Here is a 16,075-nt window from a genome sequence, read left to right as displayed (position 1 = left end):
AAAAAAACACCGTCCGAGAGTTTGGCAAGGACGGTGTTTCTGCTATGTATGACGCTCTGCTTAGAGCAAATAATCCGGCAGCTGCCGGATGTCGCTAATGACGGCGTCAGCTCCCTCCAGCTCGCTCGCCTGACCAAACTCGGCGTAACGGCAGCCCATTACCCGCAGACCGTTGCCGCGGCCAGCCTCCACATCGGAGGACCGGTCGCCTACCATCCAGCCGCCGCTTACTCCTTCTGTTAGCATCAATAGCCGGACTAGCTCGACCTTGGATGGCGTGTTGAATTCTCCGGCGCTGTACAAGCCTTCGAAATAATGGTCTATTCCTTTGGCTTTAGCGACGGACTTGACATAATGCTCCATTCCATTGCTGGCGATAAAAAGTCTTGCTCCTTTCTCTCGCAACCGTTCCAGCACCTCAGCTACTCCCGGATACAATAAGCCTTCGCCTTGATCGAGCAGTTCCTTCTGGTAACGCAGCAGCAGATCATTCGCTCTATGGTGAAGCTCCACGGATTCTCCGGGCAAGATCCTCTCCCATATGTCGGAAAGAACCATTCCCAGTCCTCCCAGCAGCCTTTCCACGGGAGGAGTGTCCTGCGAATAATCCCCTTCTCTTCTCATATGGTCAAAAGCGGCGTAGTATGCCGGAATCATTAACGTTTCAGCTTGGAATAGCGTGCCGTCCAAATCAAAAATGGCGGCCTCTGGACGTTCTGGTTTCATCGTCAAAATTATGACTCCCTTCCTTGTGTTCCTGAGTATTTATATTTATAAGAAAATAAATAATTTCACTCCCCTAGCCATCAAGCATAAGGGGTTTCAATTTGACATAAGGGATATTATACATCATCTAAAAATAGTTTGATATTTCTGGATGTCCCCCGCCCCCATAAAAACCAGCACCGAATCTGTATACGTCAATAAGTCGGTTACCGTCGCTTCCGAGATGAGCTGCGCATTAGGAATTCTGTCAAGCAAATGCTCTATGGAGACGGACCCCTGCTCTTCGCGGGCCGAACCGAATATTTGGCATAAATAAACATCATCCGCCCCTCTTAAGGATAGAGCGAAATCATCGAGCAATTTCTCCAGCCGGCTGTAAGTATGCGGCTGGAATACCCCCACAATCCTTCTGAGCGGATATTTGCTTTTTACCGCCTCCAGCGTCGCTCTTATTTCGGACGGATGATGAGCATAATCGTCAATGACAATGTTGCTGTTCCATTCTTTCTCCGAAAATCTCCGTTTGACTCCGGGAAATGTCGCCAAATGGCCTTTAATCTCTCCCAGATTCAATTCCAATGCAAGGCCCGCCCCGATAACCGCTAAAGCATTGAGGACGTTATGCCGTCCATAGGCTGGTATGAAGAAGCGATCCAGCTTTGCCCCGCGCCAATACACATCAAAAGCTACTCCGTGACCCTCTGCGACAAGAGCGCTGGCTCGCAGCTCGTTACATGGTTCGAACCCATAGTACAGAAGCTCTTTATCGACTTTAAGCGAGCGCACATTCTCGTCGTCGCCGCATACAACCAGCTTGTTTCCTACTAAGGCGGCCATTTCCTCGAATGCCCGCTGGACATCCGCCAGATCGGCGTAATAGTCCGGATGATCGAAATCGATGTTGGTAATGACTGCTATTTCAGGCCGATACGCAAGAAAATGCCTTTTGTACTCGCAGCTTTCGAATATAAATAAACGGGAGTCTTGCGCTCCTATGCCTGTGCCGTCTCCAATAAGACTGCAGGCCGGCTCAACCGCACCAAGAGCATGGGCCATCATTCCCGTAGTCGTAGTCTTTCCATGAGAACCGGTAACTGCGATACTGGTATAGTTCTTCATCCAATTTCCAAGAAATTGATGATACCGTTGTACGTTAATTTCCAGCTGTTCGCAGCGGACCAAAGCCGGGTGCGTGTCAGCAAACGCATTAGATGCAATGACAGTCATATCGCGTGTTAACGGCGCTTGACCAAAAGAATAGGTTGGAATCTTTCTAGCTTCCAACGGAATTTGGGTAAAGAGAGGAGCTTCGATATCTTCACCTTGAACGTGATGCCCCAGATCGTCTAAAATCTGTGCGACCGCACTCATCCCGCTGCCCTTAATTCCGATTAAGTGATAATTCCCCATACAATAAACCTCCCTATTCTCTGCTTCATTTGGATGATTGGTATGTAATTCCCGTTTGTACCTGCATATTACTTAATCTACATTATACTGTATTCAATCGTCTCTTCAATGGCCTCATCGAACGTTCCTACCCTCGTGTGTCTTTTCAATGATCCGCATTAGTCCTCCTTCCAAACATATAGCAACTCGCATTTAGATTAAATTCCGAGGAAACTGCTGCAATTCTCCCGGAAATTTGGGGCGCATATAGCGGGGATTCTCTGATTTTTGCCTTGCAATACAAAATAGGGGCTGGAGCCCAATCCAAATGTGGGCGATTGTCATATCGTAGTAAGGAGAGCCCAAAATATTACACAGCAAGGAGGAACCATGCGACCATGTTCACCCAGGTTAAAACTTATTATCCGTTTATCGGGCCGCACGATCCTTGTCCGCCGATAAGAGTAAAGACATACGAGACGCCGCCTCAATTATACATTCCGTATCAACCCCCTAATTTACCCCAGCACAGTCTGCCGGATGCATTGAGGCTGGGCACTTTATGGCCGGCTCTTTACAGCCCGTATGGAAGCAAACGCTAGAAAGGAGAAGGAACGGCAAATGCACAAGACATTGGATGAAACCTACTATCGGAAACTTAGGGAGCTGCAGGAGGTCGATTTTGCGCTCGTCGAGCTGACGCTGTATTTAGACACCCATCCGGGAGATCGTCAAGCCATTCAGCAATATAATCAACTGGCGATGCAAAGGCAGAAGCTGGCTGGCCAATTCGAGCAGGAATACGGTCCGCTTATGCACTTTGGTCACAGCTTTACCCGCTATCCCTGGCAATGGGCAGAAGCTCCATGGCCTTGGCAGGTATGAAAAAGTAGAGAAAGCGGGAGAACGTAAAGAAAATGGGAGGAGCTCTATATGTGGATTTATGAGAAAAAGCTGCAGTATCCGGTTCGCGTCAGTAAATGCGATCCCCGGATGGCTAAATATTTGATCGAACAGTACGGGGGGGCCGATGGAGAGTTGGCCGCAGCCTTGCGGTATCTCAACCAAAGATATACAATTCCGGATAAAGTCATCGGATTATTGACAGATATTGGAACGGAGGAATTTGCCCATCTCGAAATGATTGCGACGATGGTCTATAAGCTGACGAAGGATGCGACCGTCGAGCAGCTGAAGGCAGCCGGATTGGGTGAGCATTACGCCAATCATGACAGAGCATTATTCTATAGCAATGCCGCAGGTGTCCCGTGGACGGCTACCTATATTCAAGCCAAAGGCGACCCGATTGCGGATTTGTACGAGGACATTGCGGCCGAGGAAAAAGCCAGAGCCACTTACCAATGGCTTATTGATATGACTGACGACGTTGATTTACAGGACAGCCTGAAATTTCTGCGGGAAAGAGAAATCGTTCATTCCCTTCGCTTCCGGGAAGCGGTCGAGATATTAAAGACTGAACAACAGACGAAAAGAATATTCTAAAAAACACCGGCAGTGGCCGCAAGTGCGTCAAACAACGATGCATGCAGCGTAATCACAAGTAAAAGGCGTATAACAGCGCCATTTTTTCATCAACAAGAGCTCGCGGAACGGTCAGTATATTGCCCATATAAATTTCACCGGGTTTATTCCAGCTTAATTTTGATTTGTAGCAGTCCTACCTGACGCATCGCCTTATAGATAATGACGACAGCCGGGCCGAGGAACAAGCCGACCACTCCGACTAATTTAAAGCCAACGAAGAGACTGATCAAGGCCGAAAGAGCTCCGATTCCTACCGCATTGCCCAGTACCTTCGGCTCCATAATCCGGCGGACGACCGTAATAACGAGAAACAGAATAAGCAGGCCGACAGCCAAAAAATAATCGCCGACAAGCAAGCTGTAGAGCGACCATGGAACCAGCACCGAGCCCGTCCCCAGAATAGGCAAAATATCGACGACAACGATCAGAAATGAAATGGCGAGGGCATATTCCACTCGCATGATCAGCAAGCCGGTTAGCACGATCACGTAGGTAATTAAACTAAGAATAAGCTGAGCGATGAAAAATCCGAAGATCGCCTTGCGTAAATTTTCCAGGACGGAGGCCATTTTCTGACGCGAGCTTTCTTCAAACAGGGCAAGGAAGGATTGTCGTATCGAAGGCAGTTGCAGTGAAATTAAATAAAGGGATATGAGGAAAACAAGGAAAGAAACGAACAAAGTCGGTATGCTTTTGGCGACAGCAAACAAGTAACCTGACAACTCGGAAAGAATAGACGACAGTGAGGAAAGAAGGGAGCCCAACGCAGTTTCAATCTGTTCGGTTAATCCGGGTGATAACGTATCCAGCATGGCATAAATATGATTCATGGCATCCTTGAGCAGCAAATTCGCGTCGTCCATAATCCGCGGAGCTTTTTTAGAGAACTGGATCGTCTCGACGTATACCTTGGCCCCCAGTCCATAAGAGATTCCGAACAGGAGCAGCAGGAAGAGCGAGCAAATGACAGAGGAAGCCAGCAAACGGTTGACCCCTTTTATTTTAACGGCAAGCTGAATAAGGGGTTCAAGGAAAATAGCGATGAGGATGGCGAGCAAAAACGGAGCCCCCACCGTAAATAGCAGATAGAGCAACAGAATACCGACAATGGCCAGCATAATCGATTTAACGGACATGACCTACACTCCTCACGGTAGAATCAGCTATTGGGCCGCGGGGATTGCCCCGGCAGATAAATATTCACCCTAGTAATACGCAGCCGGTCAAGCTCCGCGACTTCGAATAGGCGCCCGGAAGCTTCAACGGATTTTCCTTTAGCCGGCATCCCTTCCAATTCTTTAAACAGCCAGCCCCCAATCGAGTCCACCTCCTCATCGTCAATGGAAACATGCAGCAGCTCGTTAATCTCTTCTAGCAGTAATCGCCCCGAAACCGAAATGTATTGGTCCCTGACCTCGATATCCGGACGCTCGTTCTCATCAAATTCGTCCTGAATTTCTCCAACGATCTCCTCTAATATATCTTCCGTCGTCAGCAGTCCGGCCGTTCCTCCGTATTCGTCTATGACAATGGCCAACTGGGATCTGCGCTTCTGCATCCTTCTCAGAACATCGCTGATTTCCATTGCCTCCGGCACAGCGAGGATGGGCCGCAGGAAAGTAGTCAGGTCATGCTCCTCGTCCGGACTTGCTGTTAGCAAATCAGTAATATGGACGAAACCAATGATCTCATCCTTGTCCCCTACAGCTACCGGATAGCGGGTATGCTTAGATTGATAGACGAAATTCATATTCTCTTCATAAGACAGGTCTGTGAACAAGCAGCCCATATCCGTCCGGGGCACCATCACTTCACGGGCCAGCCGGTCGGAAAATTCAAATATGTTATCAAAAAGCTTCATTTCATCTTTGTTGATATGTCCGCTCTTGGCGCTCTGATTCATCAGTATTCGGATTTCTTCCTCTGTATGCGCCTCTTGCTCCGTAGCCGGTTCAATGCCTATCCATCTTAACAGCAAGTTAGCGGTCCCGTTCAATAACCAAATAACCGGAAAGAATAGTTTATAGAATATAATTAACGGGCCAGCGAGCCAAAGTGAGGTGGATTCTGATTTTTGAATAGCGAGCGATTTGGGAGCGAGTTCTCCCAACACGATATGTAAAAAAGTAATGATGACAAAGGCGAGTATAAAAGAAAGGGTGTGGCTGAACAGTGCGTTGTTCCAACCGAAGACAGCAAGCAAAGGGTCGACGACCAGTCTCGAAATCGCCGGCTCCCCGACCCAACCCAAGCCAAGGGAAGCCAGCGTAATCCCCAGCTGGGTGGCCGACAAATAAGCATCCAGCTTGTCCGTTACCTTGAGGGCATATTTGGCTTTGGCCAATTGATTGTTAGCCAGCTCCTGCAGCCGGGTAGCCCGGACTTTAACAAATGCGAATTCAGCAGCGACAAAAAAACCGTTCAAAAAGACGAGAAATAATACGAGGGCGATATTCCAAAAGAGGGTCCCTAATTCAAATTGAGCGTCCAATGGTATAATTCTCCTTTGCTATCCGAGATTAACACCTCTTGCGTATTGTCCCAACTTTTGCCCGGAATCATACCGGAATTACAGGCAGAAGGAACAGAGGGTTATTCATTGGATACCCGGCCATCCTCTGAATGAATCGGCAGAAGATGGTCGGGCCAGATGAAGGAGATGAGGTAGAATGATTGCGAAGAAGAGCGTGGTGAGATTATATAACGGCCTTGCGTTGTTTAAAGTCGACTTCTGGATAGTATGCATCGGCCACCAATAGATTGGGCCCGCAGCACCGGGCTTGTGGACAATGGCAGTTAACCATCAGATTCAGAGGATGGCTCAGCCATCTGGCAAACACATCATCCAGTTTGTCCGAATGAACATTGCCCAAGGAGGATAGATCGGAAAAATCAGTTACGTACACATCCCCGGTAAACAGGTTGACATTCAACCGATTGCGTCCGTCGGGATCATTGCGTACCGTCACATTGGGCTCGATCCTCAGCCTTTGGATCAAATCCCGATCCCGGGGATCGCTGCTGCAGCTATAGAAAGGCAGCGTTCCGAACAGCATCCATACGTCCGGATCCCGGCCGTCCAACAAATCGGATATGGACTGACGCAGCAAATCCAGCGGGAGCTTGGGCAAGTGAGCAGCAAAGGAGCTGGGATACATCGGATGAACCTCATGACGCCGACAGCCCATCTCCACGATGAGCTTATGAATATCGGACAACCGGTCGTGAGTCCGATAATTAATCATCGATTCAGCGGAAACGAACAAGCCTGCTTGACTTAGCGCCCGGGTATTATCGATCATTCTCTCATACATTTTTACGGCGGTGCTTCTTCTGACCTCATGGGTAGCATTGGCAAAACCGATTTGGTGAAAATCATCAGCGCTTAAATAGTTGAAGGAAATATGAAGCACATCCAAATAAGGAGCCATTAGCTCGTATCGAGACAAATCCAAGGTGACGTTGGAATTGATCTGGGTACGCACTCCTCTGTCCTGTGCGTATTTCAGGATTGGCACAATATAATTCCGGACCGTCTCCTCATTATAGGAAGGCTCCCCTCCGGTTAGACTGATCGTCTGCAAATGCTTCACTTCATCCAGTTTCTTCAGAATGAAGGAAAGCGGGAGCTTGGCATCTTCTTTCATCACAAGCTCATCGCCGACAGCGCAATGCTCACAGCGCATATTACACAGATTAGTGACTGTCAACTCTACACTTGTCAGGACATGCTCACCATGCTCCTGCAAGGAAAAAATCGGATCCCACGGATCGAGCTGGGGATTCATAGCTGCTTTCATATCAATTCACACCTGACTTTATTGTTGGTAGACCATTAAGCAAGGGGTTATCTCTAGCTAGATAAGTGGAACTAAAAGTAACCCCGATCTTTATTGTAACTTAACGTCTCCTAAAGTTAAACTCTTCTTAACTCCCGTGGCTTCCTCCGCATCCAGCGAGGGGCCCACCAATTCGCTTTTCCCAGCAGCTTCATCAAGGCGGGAACGACGATGACCCGGATCAGGGTCGCATCGAGCAGGACGGCCAAAGACAAGCCGAGACCGAGAGCTTTAATAATTTGAATGTCGGTAAAAATAAAGGAGCCGACGACAACGATCAGGATAAATGCGGCCGAAGTGATCAGGCTTCCTGTTTTTTTCAGGCCTTCCGCCGTACTGGCTTCGTTATTTCCGGTATTCTCGTATTCTTCGGCAATGCGGGAGAGCAAAAAGACTTCGTAATCCATTGATATTCCAAAGACTACACAAAAAATGATAATCGGAAGGGTTGCATCCACATAGCCCGTTGAAGTAATGTGAAGCACGTCCGCCATAATGCCTTTCTGAAATACAGCGACAACAATTCCGATGCTCGCCCCCAAACTGAGCACGTTCATCAAAACCGCTTTGAGCGGGAGCAACACAGAACGGAAAGCGGCCAGCAGAACAAAATAAGTCGCGACCATAACAAATCCTACCACGACGGGGATACGGTCGTTAATCCGACCGAGCATATCTAGCCGGTAAGCCGGTCCGCCTGTCACCAGAGCCTGCATTCCTCCGGTATCCAGCTGCCGGATTTGTTCTACCAGCCGCTCGGTTTCCTTGCCTTCCGGATCCTGATTCGGAATGACAATCATCAAGGAGGAATGATCTTTGGCGAGCTTCGCTTCCTGCAGCTTCTCACGCGCTTCTTCCCGCCCCAACATCGCCGTCACTTGTTCCAGCGGAACGCCGTCCAGGGCCGTCAGCATGCTCTTGATCTCTTGAGCTCCATCCAATTCTGCGAGTTTGTCAGCATAGGCGGAGAGCTCGCGTATAGAAGTTTCCGTCCATACCTCTTCTTCCGTTTCCAAGTAGATTTGGATCGGATTCATTTCCCGCGCATCGTAAGCTTGGGTCAGCAGGTCATCTCCATGTCTCGACTCATAGCTCGGAGGAAGCATGCCTGCACTCGGCAGACCCAGCTTCATATCGCCAATCGGGAGCATAAACGTAACCAAGATTCCGCTCATAAGGACAACCAATAGAACTGGACGCTTCATTACCCAATAAGCTATCCGGCCCCAGAGATGAGAGGCGGGCCGTTTTTTCCAACGAGCGGGAATGACATTAAATCGATTAATGCTCTGTCCAAAAATCGCCATCAAGGAGAGCAGCAGAGTATTGGCAATGATGACGGACAGAGACACGACCAGCACTCCTCCCAAACAAAGGGTGCGGAAGATGTTCAGTTCAATGAACAGCATGCCGAGAAGTCCGATTAATACGGCCACTCCGGAGAAAAAAATCGATCTTCCCGCCGTTTGACAGGTCATCGCCACCGCTTCGCGAACATCCCGTTTCCGGTCCAGCTCTTCCCGGAAACGGCTGACCATGAACAAGGCGTAATCAATCCCTACTGCCAAGCCGAGCATGGTCACCATGTTAGGCAAAAAGTTCGACAGCGAATAATTCTGAGCGATGAAATACGTGATTCCGAGCGTTGTCGTTACGCTGGCCACGCCAACAACGAGCGGCAGCAAAGCACCCAGCACCGTACCGAAGATAAGCAGCAGCACGAGCAAAGCGATGGGCAGACCGATTATTTCAGCTTTGACAATGTCCTTCTTGGTCGCCACCTGCATATCATGCAGAATCGGGGCTCCTCCGGTAATATCGACCTTCATCCCTTGCGGGGCGGCGATTCCAGCCTTAATTTCCTTATATTTATCCAATGCCTCATCCGTAGACAAGCGAAGGGATACGTTGACGGATTGAATATGCTCTTGACCTGCTATACGGGCAGACGGATTAATCGCGATATCCGTTACATAAGGGAGCTGTTGGACGGGGGCAAGAGAATCCAATATAGTCGTTACCGCCTCCGGGCTCGTTAAATCAAGCGAATCACTGGAGTACACAAGAACGTAATTTGTTATCGGAATGTCGAGCTTCTCCTCCAATGCCAGCATCCCCGCATCCGATTCACTGCCTTTAGGCGTAAAACCGTTGTCTTTAAACAAGTCAGGAGCTTGTACTGCAAAAAAAGCCATGGATAGCAGTATAACGATCCATAGTCCGGTTACCCAGTGACGGAAACGATACATCGCGTCTCCCCACAACCAAAATATCCCTTTACTCGCTTTTTCCCGCATCCATCCATCCCCCGTTACGACTTCGATATCCATGGTCATTCTTGTCATGAAGCCACGTTTTCGGCTCCGCGCATGCACTATTATTATGGCCGATCCTATAACAACATCTTCCCATTTTTTGTCCCGGTAAGCAAACGGCAAGTCCAACAAATAATCAAAAAAAGCCCTTTACAGAGCTTTTCATGACCCCTCCCAACATTCCCGTTTGAATGCTTGAAATTAATAACTGAAACCGCCAATGGCCATATAAAGAATAACAATGGCGGCCAGTACGAACCGATAATAGGAAAAATACGTGAGCTTAAGCCTGGACACTAATTTAATGAATGTCGCAACGGCTAGAAGAGCAACCACAAAGGAAACCAAAAAGCCAACGATAAAGGGCAGCAAGTCTTCTGTTGAGAACAAACTATAATTTTTAAGCAGGTCGTACCCGGTAGCTGCGGTCATAATCGGAATCGCCATTAAAAAAGTATAATCCGCTGCTGCTCCCCGGCTCGTGCCGGCCAGCATTCCCGCAGCAATGGTAGCCCCGGAGCGTGAAAATCCGGGCCACAAGGACAAGCATTGGGCCACACCAATATACAACGACTGCTTGTATGTAATGCCATCCATCGTCTCGGCCGCTACAGGGGGGCTTTGTTTTTCGGCTATAATCATAAAAATCCCTCCCATGATCAGACCAATGACGACAGTCTCCGGCATGAACAAAAGCTTGATGTATTTGTGAGCTAAAAAGCCGAATCCCATAGCGGGCACGATCCCGATCAGAATATGCAGCAAATTCAGCCTGGGGCCCGGCTGCAGCCGTTCGGAGCGGTCTTGAATGCCGAATAGACGAAGCACCCTTTTCCAATAAAGAACAACGACGGACAGAATCGCTCCAAGCTGAATCGCAATTTCGAACGTATCCGCTTTATCCCCTCTAAAATCGATCAGATGACCTACCAGAATCATGTGGCCGGTAGAAGATACCGGCAAAAACTCGGTCAGTCCCTCGACTATTCCGACAATGATCGCTTTCCATAATTCCAGCATAGCACGCTTCTCCTCCTGTCCTCATCCCATTACTTTATTTGTATGACGAGCCTTCCATTACTACACCTAATCCATTTCTTCAATGGGCTGCTCCTATTTCTCTCCATCTCGGAACAGAGAAGCGGTCATAATCAATCCCATAGCTTAACTGGGCTTCCAGTATTTCACGAATAAACTCCGGCAAAAAATATTGGGTCTCCGTTCCCTTGCTCAGGGACAAATACCCTACTCCAAAGGTGAACATATCTAGTGAGCCGACACGATACTGTTTTCCTGGCTCCAACGGTACACCGTTAATGTGAATTTCTTTAATTTTATGGTACGCCGGGGCTGCTGCATCATAAGCTACGTCGATTCCGTCCAGGCACAGAGTTCCTAGAACCTTGCCGCGAAAGCCAAATCCGCGGATCTCCTTGTCCATAAATTCATCCAGGAGCGATTGCTCCAGGGCGAGCGCCAGATGGTCCCCCCGCAACCAGAATTTACATGGATTGATCGGAGATGGACAAATATGGAGCAACTGCAGCTTGGTAACCGGACCTTCCTCCAGGCCACCTAGCAATTGACCCGCATTGACTACTCCTACCTCTGCATCCACCCAACGACGGACTCCGGAAGCAAGCAAGTTTCCCAAAGATGATTCCTGTCTCCAGGCTACCGTTAAAGGACGACTCAGACTGGTAATCGTCGAGCTTAAGTAAGCCGTGCCCTTCTCTTTGAATTGATCGATAATCTGGACAATATCTTCCGCGTCCTCATACGATTCGACTGCAACACATCTCCCCTCTATTTGTTGGAGCTGTTTACGAGACGTGTCGTAGGTTAGCACCATCTCCCCGACATACTGGCCAAACTTGCCCGTCGCTCCGATATAAGTTTCTCCTACACGGAGAGGCTGCTCCAGCAAGTGGTGTGTATGAGCCCCGAGAATGAGGTCGATGCCAGGAATTTGTTCGGCCATCCGTTGATCATTAGCCAAGCCCAGATGAGATAGCACGACGATACTGTCGACTTCTTGCTTAAGTCGCCCTACCCATGCCTCAATCGTTGGCAAGGGATCACTTAGCTTCCAATCCAACAGCTGATAAAAGTCGGGGTAGTAGGCAGTCACTCCGATAAAGGCGATTTTCATTCCGAACCATTCCTTGATTTGGAACGGCTTGAGCCAGTAAGGAAGCTGTCCTGACGGGATTATCCCCATATTGCTCGCCAATATATCAAAATTCGCATGGGTGTAAGCTTCTTCCAGCTGCCGCATAGTTAAGGTCAGCCCTTCGTTATTGCCGGGAACAGCCAAATCATAGCCCGTGGCCTTCATTACTTCCACATTAGCCCGCCCGCCGGTGCCGTCCGTTTCCAGCCGCATCCGGTCCATATGATCGCCTACATCTACAGTAATGACAGCGTCAGACGGATAGCTTTGTCTAAGCTTGCGAATGACTGTAGCTATCTTGGGCATTTGTTCAAAATGGCTGTGAATATCGTTAGTGTGCAAAATAATGAGCTTGTGCATATCGCCTGGCAAGTTACGTCCCCCTCTCGGGCTGAAAATTTCACCCATCCTGTTTATTATAATAGAAATCGAAACACAAATTACACCATAAATTTTCCTTAAGATGTTCCTCCTATGACTATTCTTTTACAATCCCTTAATGATATGTGGGGATTGCATAGAAACTCCATGTCGGGATTATCCCCCCGATAAGATAAACGCCATAGTGAAAGTATCGATTTTGAGCCAGAGAAAACTAAAGGAATGCTTGCATCAAGCATTCCTTAGTTATTGATTATGATTCTCCTGATTGTAAGCTAACGAAACCTTCTCGATTTAAATTATTCGAAAATATTCTCGTCAAACCATATTTCCACGAATTCTAGCTGATTATTTTCCTTCAGAAGGTTGGCTTTGACAATCTCTCCGTCCTCTTTCAGGTGAGGGACTTCCCATAAGATGTCCAATTGATGAATACCCTCTATTCTTGCAGCCTTTGTTCCTATTTCATTATTGTATTTCTTAATCATATCCTTCGTCGTTTCAGCAATGCTTTTTGCGGTATAGGTGAGATAGATCGAGACAGAGTAAGCCTCTGAATCGACAGAATCAGCGACTCTATTCACTTCAATGGTTTCGATGGAAAAACCGAGTTTATTCTTGACGATATCTGTCACTTGCGCTTTGATCTTCTCATCTTCGGTTAGGTCAGGGGAAGGTAAAGGCTTCGGAGTTTGCGTTTCTCCTTGCGCTGATGTTACTTTGTCCAATAATTTGGCCCCGCTTCGGCCGCAGCCTGTTAAGGCTAGAGCTGCAATCAATACAAGCGTCATTAATTTAATAGGTTTCATACTGGACCTCCGGGTGTCTTAAATAGTCGAACGATTAGTATATCAAACAAAGAAGTTGCTTCCAATCAGTATATTTGTTTATTTATTATCTAGGTAAATGGAACTAGCGAACTACTTAAATGCGGAGCTCTGTTTGACATGGTGCCATTTACGCCAACTAGCTGCCGAAATCATTGGCAGCCTGTTCGTCATGGTGGTTACGTTCTTTTTTGCCCGACTAAATGGATTATATACAGGTACTTCTTGGTTTTACTCGCAGAAAAGCTGGACTAGATGGAATAACTGCAGTAAGAAATGAGAAATTGAGATAGATGGGCTATTTTTGTCCGATCTAACTGTATGATTTGCAATTAGATTGCAATAATCGGCTGATTTGGCCTATTTAGATGTATGAAATCCAATTAGTTTGGCGCTTTCCCAATCACTAAGTAATTTCATAATTGATTCTACAATATTCCTGAAGTCCAAGAGCTTGGGAATATTTCTATTTCTACTAATAAGAGGATTAATTTATATACAACTCGAAACATATATCTTACCAATCCGTAATTGATTACACAATCTTCAGTAATCGGGGGAGGCTTGATTTCAATGATTTTCGTTAGCATTTTTCTTATATTTGTAGGATCATTAATGCTTTTCAAGACTAAACTTTTCTGGAGAATTACTGCAAAGTGGGCATCTAGGGATGCTACAGAGCCATCAGAGCTCTACCTATGGAATACACGCTTTGGGGGATAATGTGTAGTATTATAGGCATTACTGGTATCTTTATCTATATACTACTTTAAAAATCGAATAAAAAAAGAACACTCTCTGAGAGTGGTGTGCGACAGATATGCTCTAGGCTGAAATATCAAGCGGTACAAGTTGACTGATGAGCCCACGAACTGTTCTGCTAAACGCAGAAACAGTGTAAGCACAAATAATTTTTCGGAGGGGGTCAGCAGTTCCCTCCCGATATTAACATCATTTCGAAAAAGGTCGTTAAGATCCAGAGGTTATTAAATGCAATCAGGGAGGAAGAAACGACATGAGCGCTCTAAAGCAGCTAACGCATCTCGACTATGCCGTATATGGCAACGTCATCGTTCCTATGTTGATGTTTGATGTGGAAGTTATGTTCCGCATTTATGAAGACAGCGATGAGGGGAAATGTCGCATCATTAGCCGCGTTAGAAGGAGAAAATAATACCGCCTAAGAATGACAAGTATCAACCTTGGCCATTAGGTTGTGTTGTTCTGTCTTTTGGCTCGCGCACAGGCTTACGCTTGGAGAGGCCCTCGCACTTACCTGGGATGATATTGTTCTAAAGAATAACCGAGCGACTCGGCCATGCCAGCATCAAGACAACGGGACAAATTACCTGACGTGACGGATAAAATAGAAAAGGACGCACTATCCCTCTATGAGCAGTACGTCCGATAAAATGGGTCAAAATAGGATCAAAGCTTATATTTAAACCCGGAAAACCTTGCTGCAACCGTTTGTAGGGTATTACCCGATGCTGCCTTCCATCTCGAATTTAATCAATCGATTCATCTCTACCGCATATTCCATTGGAAGCTCCTTCGTGAACGGCTCGATGAAGCCCATAACGATCATCTGGGTAGCTTCCTCCTCCGACAGCCCGCGGCTCATCAAATAGAAGAGCTGGTCCTCGGATACCTTAGACACTCTTGCTTCGTGTTCAAGAGTAACATTATCGTTCTTGATTTCGTTGTACGGAATCGTATCGGATGTCGACTCTTTATCCATAATCAGAGTATCGCACTCAATGTTGGCTTTAGACCCCTGCGAGTTGCGTCCAAAGGAAGTCAGGCCGCGGTAAGATACTTTTCCTCCATGCTTACTAATCGACTTGGAGACGATAGTCGAAGTCGTCTCCGGGGCCAAATGAAGCATCTTGGCTCCGGCATCCTGATGTTGCCCGCGTCCAGCTACAGCGATGGAGAGAACAGAGCCTTTGGCTCCCCGGCCTTTCAAGATAACAGCCGGATATTTCATGGTCAGCTTGGAACCGATATTCCCATCTACCCACTCCATATTCGCATTCTCTTCGGCTACCGCACGCTTCGTGACCAGATTGTAAATGTTAGGAGCCCAGTTCTGGATCGTCGTATAGCGAACACGGGAGTCTTTCAGACAAAGAATTTCAACTACCGCGCTATGCAAAGAGTTCGTGCTGTATATCGGTGCGGTACAGCCTTCAACGTAATGAACAAAGCTGCCTTCATCGGCAATGATAAGCGTTCTTTCAAATTGTCCCATATTCTCGGAGTTGATCCGGAAGTAGGCCTGCAGCGGAATTTCACACTTAACGCCTTTAGGCACATAGATGAAGCTGCCTCCGGACCAAACCGCGCTGTTCAAGGCGGCGAACTTATTGTCCGATGGAGGAACGACTGTACCGAAATATTTACGGAACAATTCGGGATGTTCCCTTAATGCGGAGTCGGTATCCATGAAGATAACCCCTTGATCTTCCAGATCCTTCTGCATATTATGGTAAACAACCTCGGACTCGTATTGAGCGGAAACCCCGGCCAAAAACTTCTGCTCCGCTTCAGGAATCCCGAGCTTATCAAACGTTTCTTTAATTTCCGCAGGAACTTCTTCCCACGTCTTCCCTTGTTTTTCGGAAGGCTTGACGTAGTATTGGATATCGTCAAAATCCAGATCATCCAGATTTCCGCCCCATCTTGGTGTCTTCATCTTGAAAAATTGCTCCAAAGATTTAAGACGGAACTCAAGCATCCATTCCGGTTCATTCTTCATGCGGGAGATCTCGGTAACGATTTCCTTCGTCAGCCCTTTACCGGATTGGAAAACAGCCTTATGCTCGTCGCGGAAACCATACTTGTATTCTTCCAATTCAGGCATCTTTTTTGCCATCT

At 47.4% G+C, this 16,075-nt stretch carries 15 protein-coding genes; 5 read left to right on the top strand and 10 right to left on the bottom strand.

Features of this window, described 5'->3' with window-relative positions:
• Positions 1 to 60: 60 nt before the first annotated feature.
• Together KJS69_RS14245 and murC are read right to left on the bottom strand one after the other, a co-directional pair.
• The gene (locus KJS69_RS14245) at positions 61 to 726 is read right to left on the bottom strand and encodes an HAD family hydrolase (RefSeq protein WP_213584744.1); all 666 of its coding nucleotides are present in this window, start codon (positions 724 to 726) and stop codon (positions 61 to 63) included.
• A gap of 123 nt (positions 727 to 849) precedes the next feature.
• Positions 850 to 2,136, bottom strand: a complete 1,287-nt coding sequence (gene murC, locus KJS69_RS14240; protein ID WP_213584449.1) for a UDP-N-acetylmuramate--L-alanine ligase — start codon at positions 2,134 to 2,136, stop codon at positions 850 to 852.
• Between the two features lie 377 nt (positions 2,137 to 2,513).
• On the opposite strand from murC, the gene KJS69_RS14235 reads away from it, so the two are divergent.
• Genes KJS69_RS14235 through KJS69_RS14225 form a run of 3 tightly spaced genes read left to right on the top strand, consistent with a single transcriptional unit; the run spans position 2,514 to position 3,618 of the window.
• A complete protein-coding gene (locus KJS69_RS14235; RefSeq protein ID WP_213584448.1) occupies positions 2,514 to 2,717 on the top strand; it encodes a spore coat associated protein CotJA in 204 nt (67 codons plus the stop codon).
• Between the two features lie 19 nt (positions 2,718 to 2,736).
• Positions 2,737 to 3,000, top strand: coding sequence for a spore coat protein CotJB (locus KJS69_RS14230; RefSeq protein WP_213584447.1), 264 nt, complete (start codon positions 2,737 to 2,739; stop codon positions 2,998 to 3,000).
• A gap of 48 nt (positions 3,001 to 3,048) precedes the next feature.
• The gene (locus tag KJS69_RS14225; protein WP_213584446.1) at positions 3,049 to 3,618 is read left to right on the top strand and encodes a manganese catalase family protein; all 570 of its coding nucleotides are present in this window, start codon (positions 3,049 to 3,051) and stop codon (positions 3,616 to 3,618) included.
• A gap of 143 nt (positions 3,619 to 3,761) precedes the next feature.
• Here KJS69_RS14225 and ytvI read toward each other — a convergent pair whose 3' ends face one another.
• From ytvI to KJS69_RS14190, 7 genes are all read right to left on the bottom strand, one after another.
• The gene (ytvI, locus tag KJS69_RS14220) at positions 3,762 to 4,796 is read right to left on the bottom strand and encodes a sporulation integral membrane protein YtvI (protein WP_213584445.1); all 1,035 of its coding nucleotides are present in this window, start codon (positions 4,794 to 4,796) and stop codon (positions 3,762 to 3,764) included.
• 23 nt (positions 4,797 to 4,819) lie between these two features.
• Positions 4,820 to 6,151: a hemolysin family protein gene (locus KJS69_RS14215; RefSeq protein WP_213584444.1), complete on the bottom strand. Its 1,332-nt coding sequence runs from the start codon at positions 6,149 to 6,151 to the stop codon at positions 4,820 to 4,822.
• A gap of 205 nt (positions 6,152 to 6,356) precedes the next feature.
• Positions 6,357 to 7,460, bottom strand: coding sequence for a radical SAM/CxCxxxxC motif protein YfkAB (gene yfkAB / locus KJS69_RS14210; protein WP_213584443.1), 1,104 nt, complete (start codon positions 7,458 to 7,460; stop codon positions 6,357 to 6,359).
• A 116-nt stretch (positions 7,461 to 7,576) separates the two neighbouring features.
• Complete coding sequence (locus KJS69_RS14205) at positions 7,577 to 9,844, bottom strand: MMPL family transporter (protein WP_249730528.1); 2,268 nt, start codon at positions 9,842 to 9,844, stop codon at positions 7,577 to 7,579.
• 171 nt (positions 9,845 to 10,015) lie between these two features.
• Positions 10,016 to 10,834: an undecaprenyl-diphosphate phosphatase gene (locus tag KJS69_RS14200; protein ID WP_213584442.1), complete on the bottom strand. Its 819-nt coding sequence runs from the start codon at positions 10,832 to 10,834 to the stop codon at positions 10,016 to 10,018.
• Between the two features lie 79 nt (positions 10,835 to 10,913).
• Complete coding sequence (locus tag KJS69_RS14195) at positions 10,914 to 12,359, bottom strand: bifunctional metallophosphatase/5'-nucleotidase (RefSeq protein WP_249730527.1); 1,446 nt, start codon at positions 12,357 to 12,359, stop codon at positions 10,914 to 10,916.
• 308 nt (positions 12,360 to 12,667) lie between these two features.
• On the bottom strand, positions 12,668 to 13,177 hold the full coding sequence (locus tag KJS69_RS14190; RefSeq protein WP_213584441.1) for an LptM family lipoprotein: 510 nt from the start codon (positions 13,175 to 13,177) through the stop codon (positions 12,668 to 12,670).
• Between the two features lie 591 nt (positions 13,178 to 13,768).
• On the opposite strand from KJS69_RS14190, the gene KJS69_RS30275 reads away from it, so the two are divergent.
• Positions 13,769 to 13,918 carry a DUF6199 family natural product biosynthesis protein gene (locus KJS69_RS30275; RefSeq protein ID WP_374706639.1) on the top strand — a complete coding sequence of 50 codons (150 nt, stop codon included), beginning with the start codon at positions 13,769 to 13,771 and terminating at the stop codon, positions 13,916 to 13,918.
• 292 nt (positions 13,919 to 14,210) lie between these two features.
• Positions 14,211 to 14,369 carry a hypothetical protein gene (locus tag KJS69_RS14185; RefSeq protein ID WP_213584440.1) on the top strand — a complete coding sequence of 53 codons (159 nt, stop codon included), beginning with the start codon at positions 14,211 to 14,213 and terminating at the stop codon, positions 14,367 to 14,369.
• Positions 14,370 to 14,675: 306 nt separating this feature from the next.
• Here the strand turns inward: KJS69_RS14185 and sufB are convergent, their stop codons facing one another.
• The gene (gene sufB / locus KJS69_RS14180; protein WP_213584439.1) at positions 14,676 to 16,073 is read right to left on the bottom strand and encodes a Fe-S cluster assembly protein SufB; all 1,398 of its coding nucleotides are present in this window, start codon (positions 16,071 to 16,073) and stop codon (positions 14,676 to 14,678) included.
• Positions 16,074 to 16,075: the final 2 nt, after the last annotated feature.

Source organism: Paenibacillus sp. J2TS4 (assembly GCF_018403245.1).
Lineage (GTDB): Bacteria > Bacillota > Bacilli > Paenibacillales > NBRC-103111 > Paenibacillus_L.
This window is presented reverse-complemented; position numbering and strand designations above follow the sequence as displayed.

What these genes read in the sequence shown, in the direction of transcription:
- KJS69_RS14245 (WP_213584744.1), bottom strand. Translation starts at nt 726, where the DNA reads ATGAAACCAGAACGTCCAGAGGCCGCCATTTTTGATTTGGACGGCACG.
- murC (WP_213584449.1), bottom strand. Translation starts at nt 2,136, where the DNA reads ATGGGGAATTATCACTTAATCGGAATTAAGGGCAGCGGGATGAGTGCG.
- KJS69_RS30275 (WP_374706639.1), top strand. Translation starts at nt 13,769, where the DNA reads ATGATTTTCGTTAGCATTTTTCTTATATTTGTAGGATCATTAATGCTT.
- ytvI (WP_213584445.1), bottom strand. Translation starts at nt 4,796, where the DNA reads ATGTCCGTTAAATCGATTATGCTGGCCATTGTCGGTATTCTGTTGCTC.
- KJS69_RS14205 (WP_249730528.1), bottom strand. Translation starts at nt 9,844, where the DNA reads ATGACAAGAATGACCATGGATATCGAAGTCGTAACGGGGGATGGATGG.
- KJS69_RS14190 (WP_213584441.1), bottom strand. Translation starts at nt 13,177, where the DNA reads ATGAAACCTATTAAATTAATGACGCTTGTATTGATTGCAGCTCTAGCC.
- KJS69_RS14185 (WP_213584440.1), top strand. Translation starts at nt 14,211, where the DNA reads ATGAGCGCTCTAAAGCAGCTAACGCATCTCGACTATGCCGTATATGGC.
- KJS69_RS14235 (WP_213584448.1), top strand. Translation starts at nt 2,514, where the DNA reads ATGTTCACCCAGGTTAAAACTTATTATCCGTTTATCGGGCCGCACGAT.
- KJS69_RS14200 (WP_213584442.1), bottom strand. Translation starts at nt 10,834, where the DNA reads ATGCTGGAATTATGGAAAGCGATCATTGTCGGAATAGTCGAGGGACTG.
- KJS69_RS14225 (WP_213584446.1), top strand. Translation starts at nt 3,049, where the DNA reads ATGTGGATTTATGAGAAAAAGCTGCAGTATCCGGTTCGCGTCAGTAAA.
- sufB (WP_213584439.1), bottom strand. Translation starts at nt 16,073, where the DNA reads ATGGCAAAAAAGATGCCTGAATTGGAAGAATACAAGTATGGTTTCCGC.
- yfkAB (WP_213584443.1), bottom strand. Translation starts at nt 7,460, where the DNA reads ATGAAAGCAGCTATGAATCCCCAGCTCGATCCGTGGGATCCGATTTTT.
- KJS69_RS14230 (WP_213584447.1), top strand. Translation starts at nt 2,737, where the DNA reads ATGCACAAGACATTGGATGAAACCTACTATCGGAAACTTAGGGAGCTG.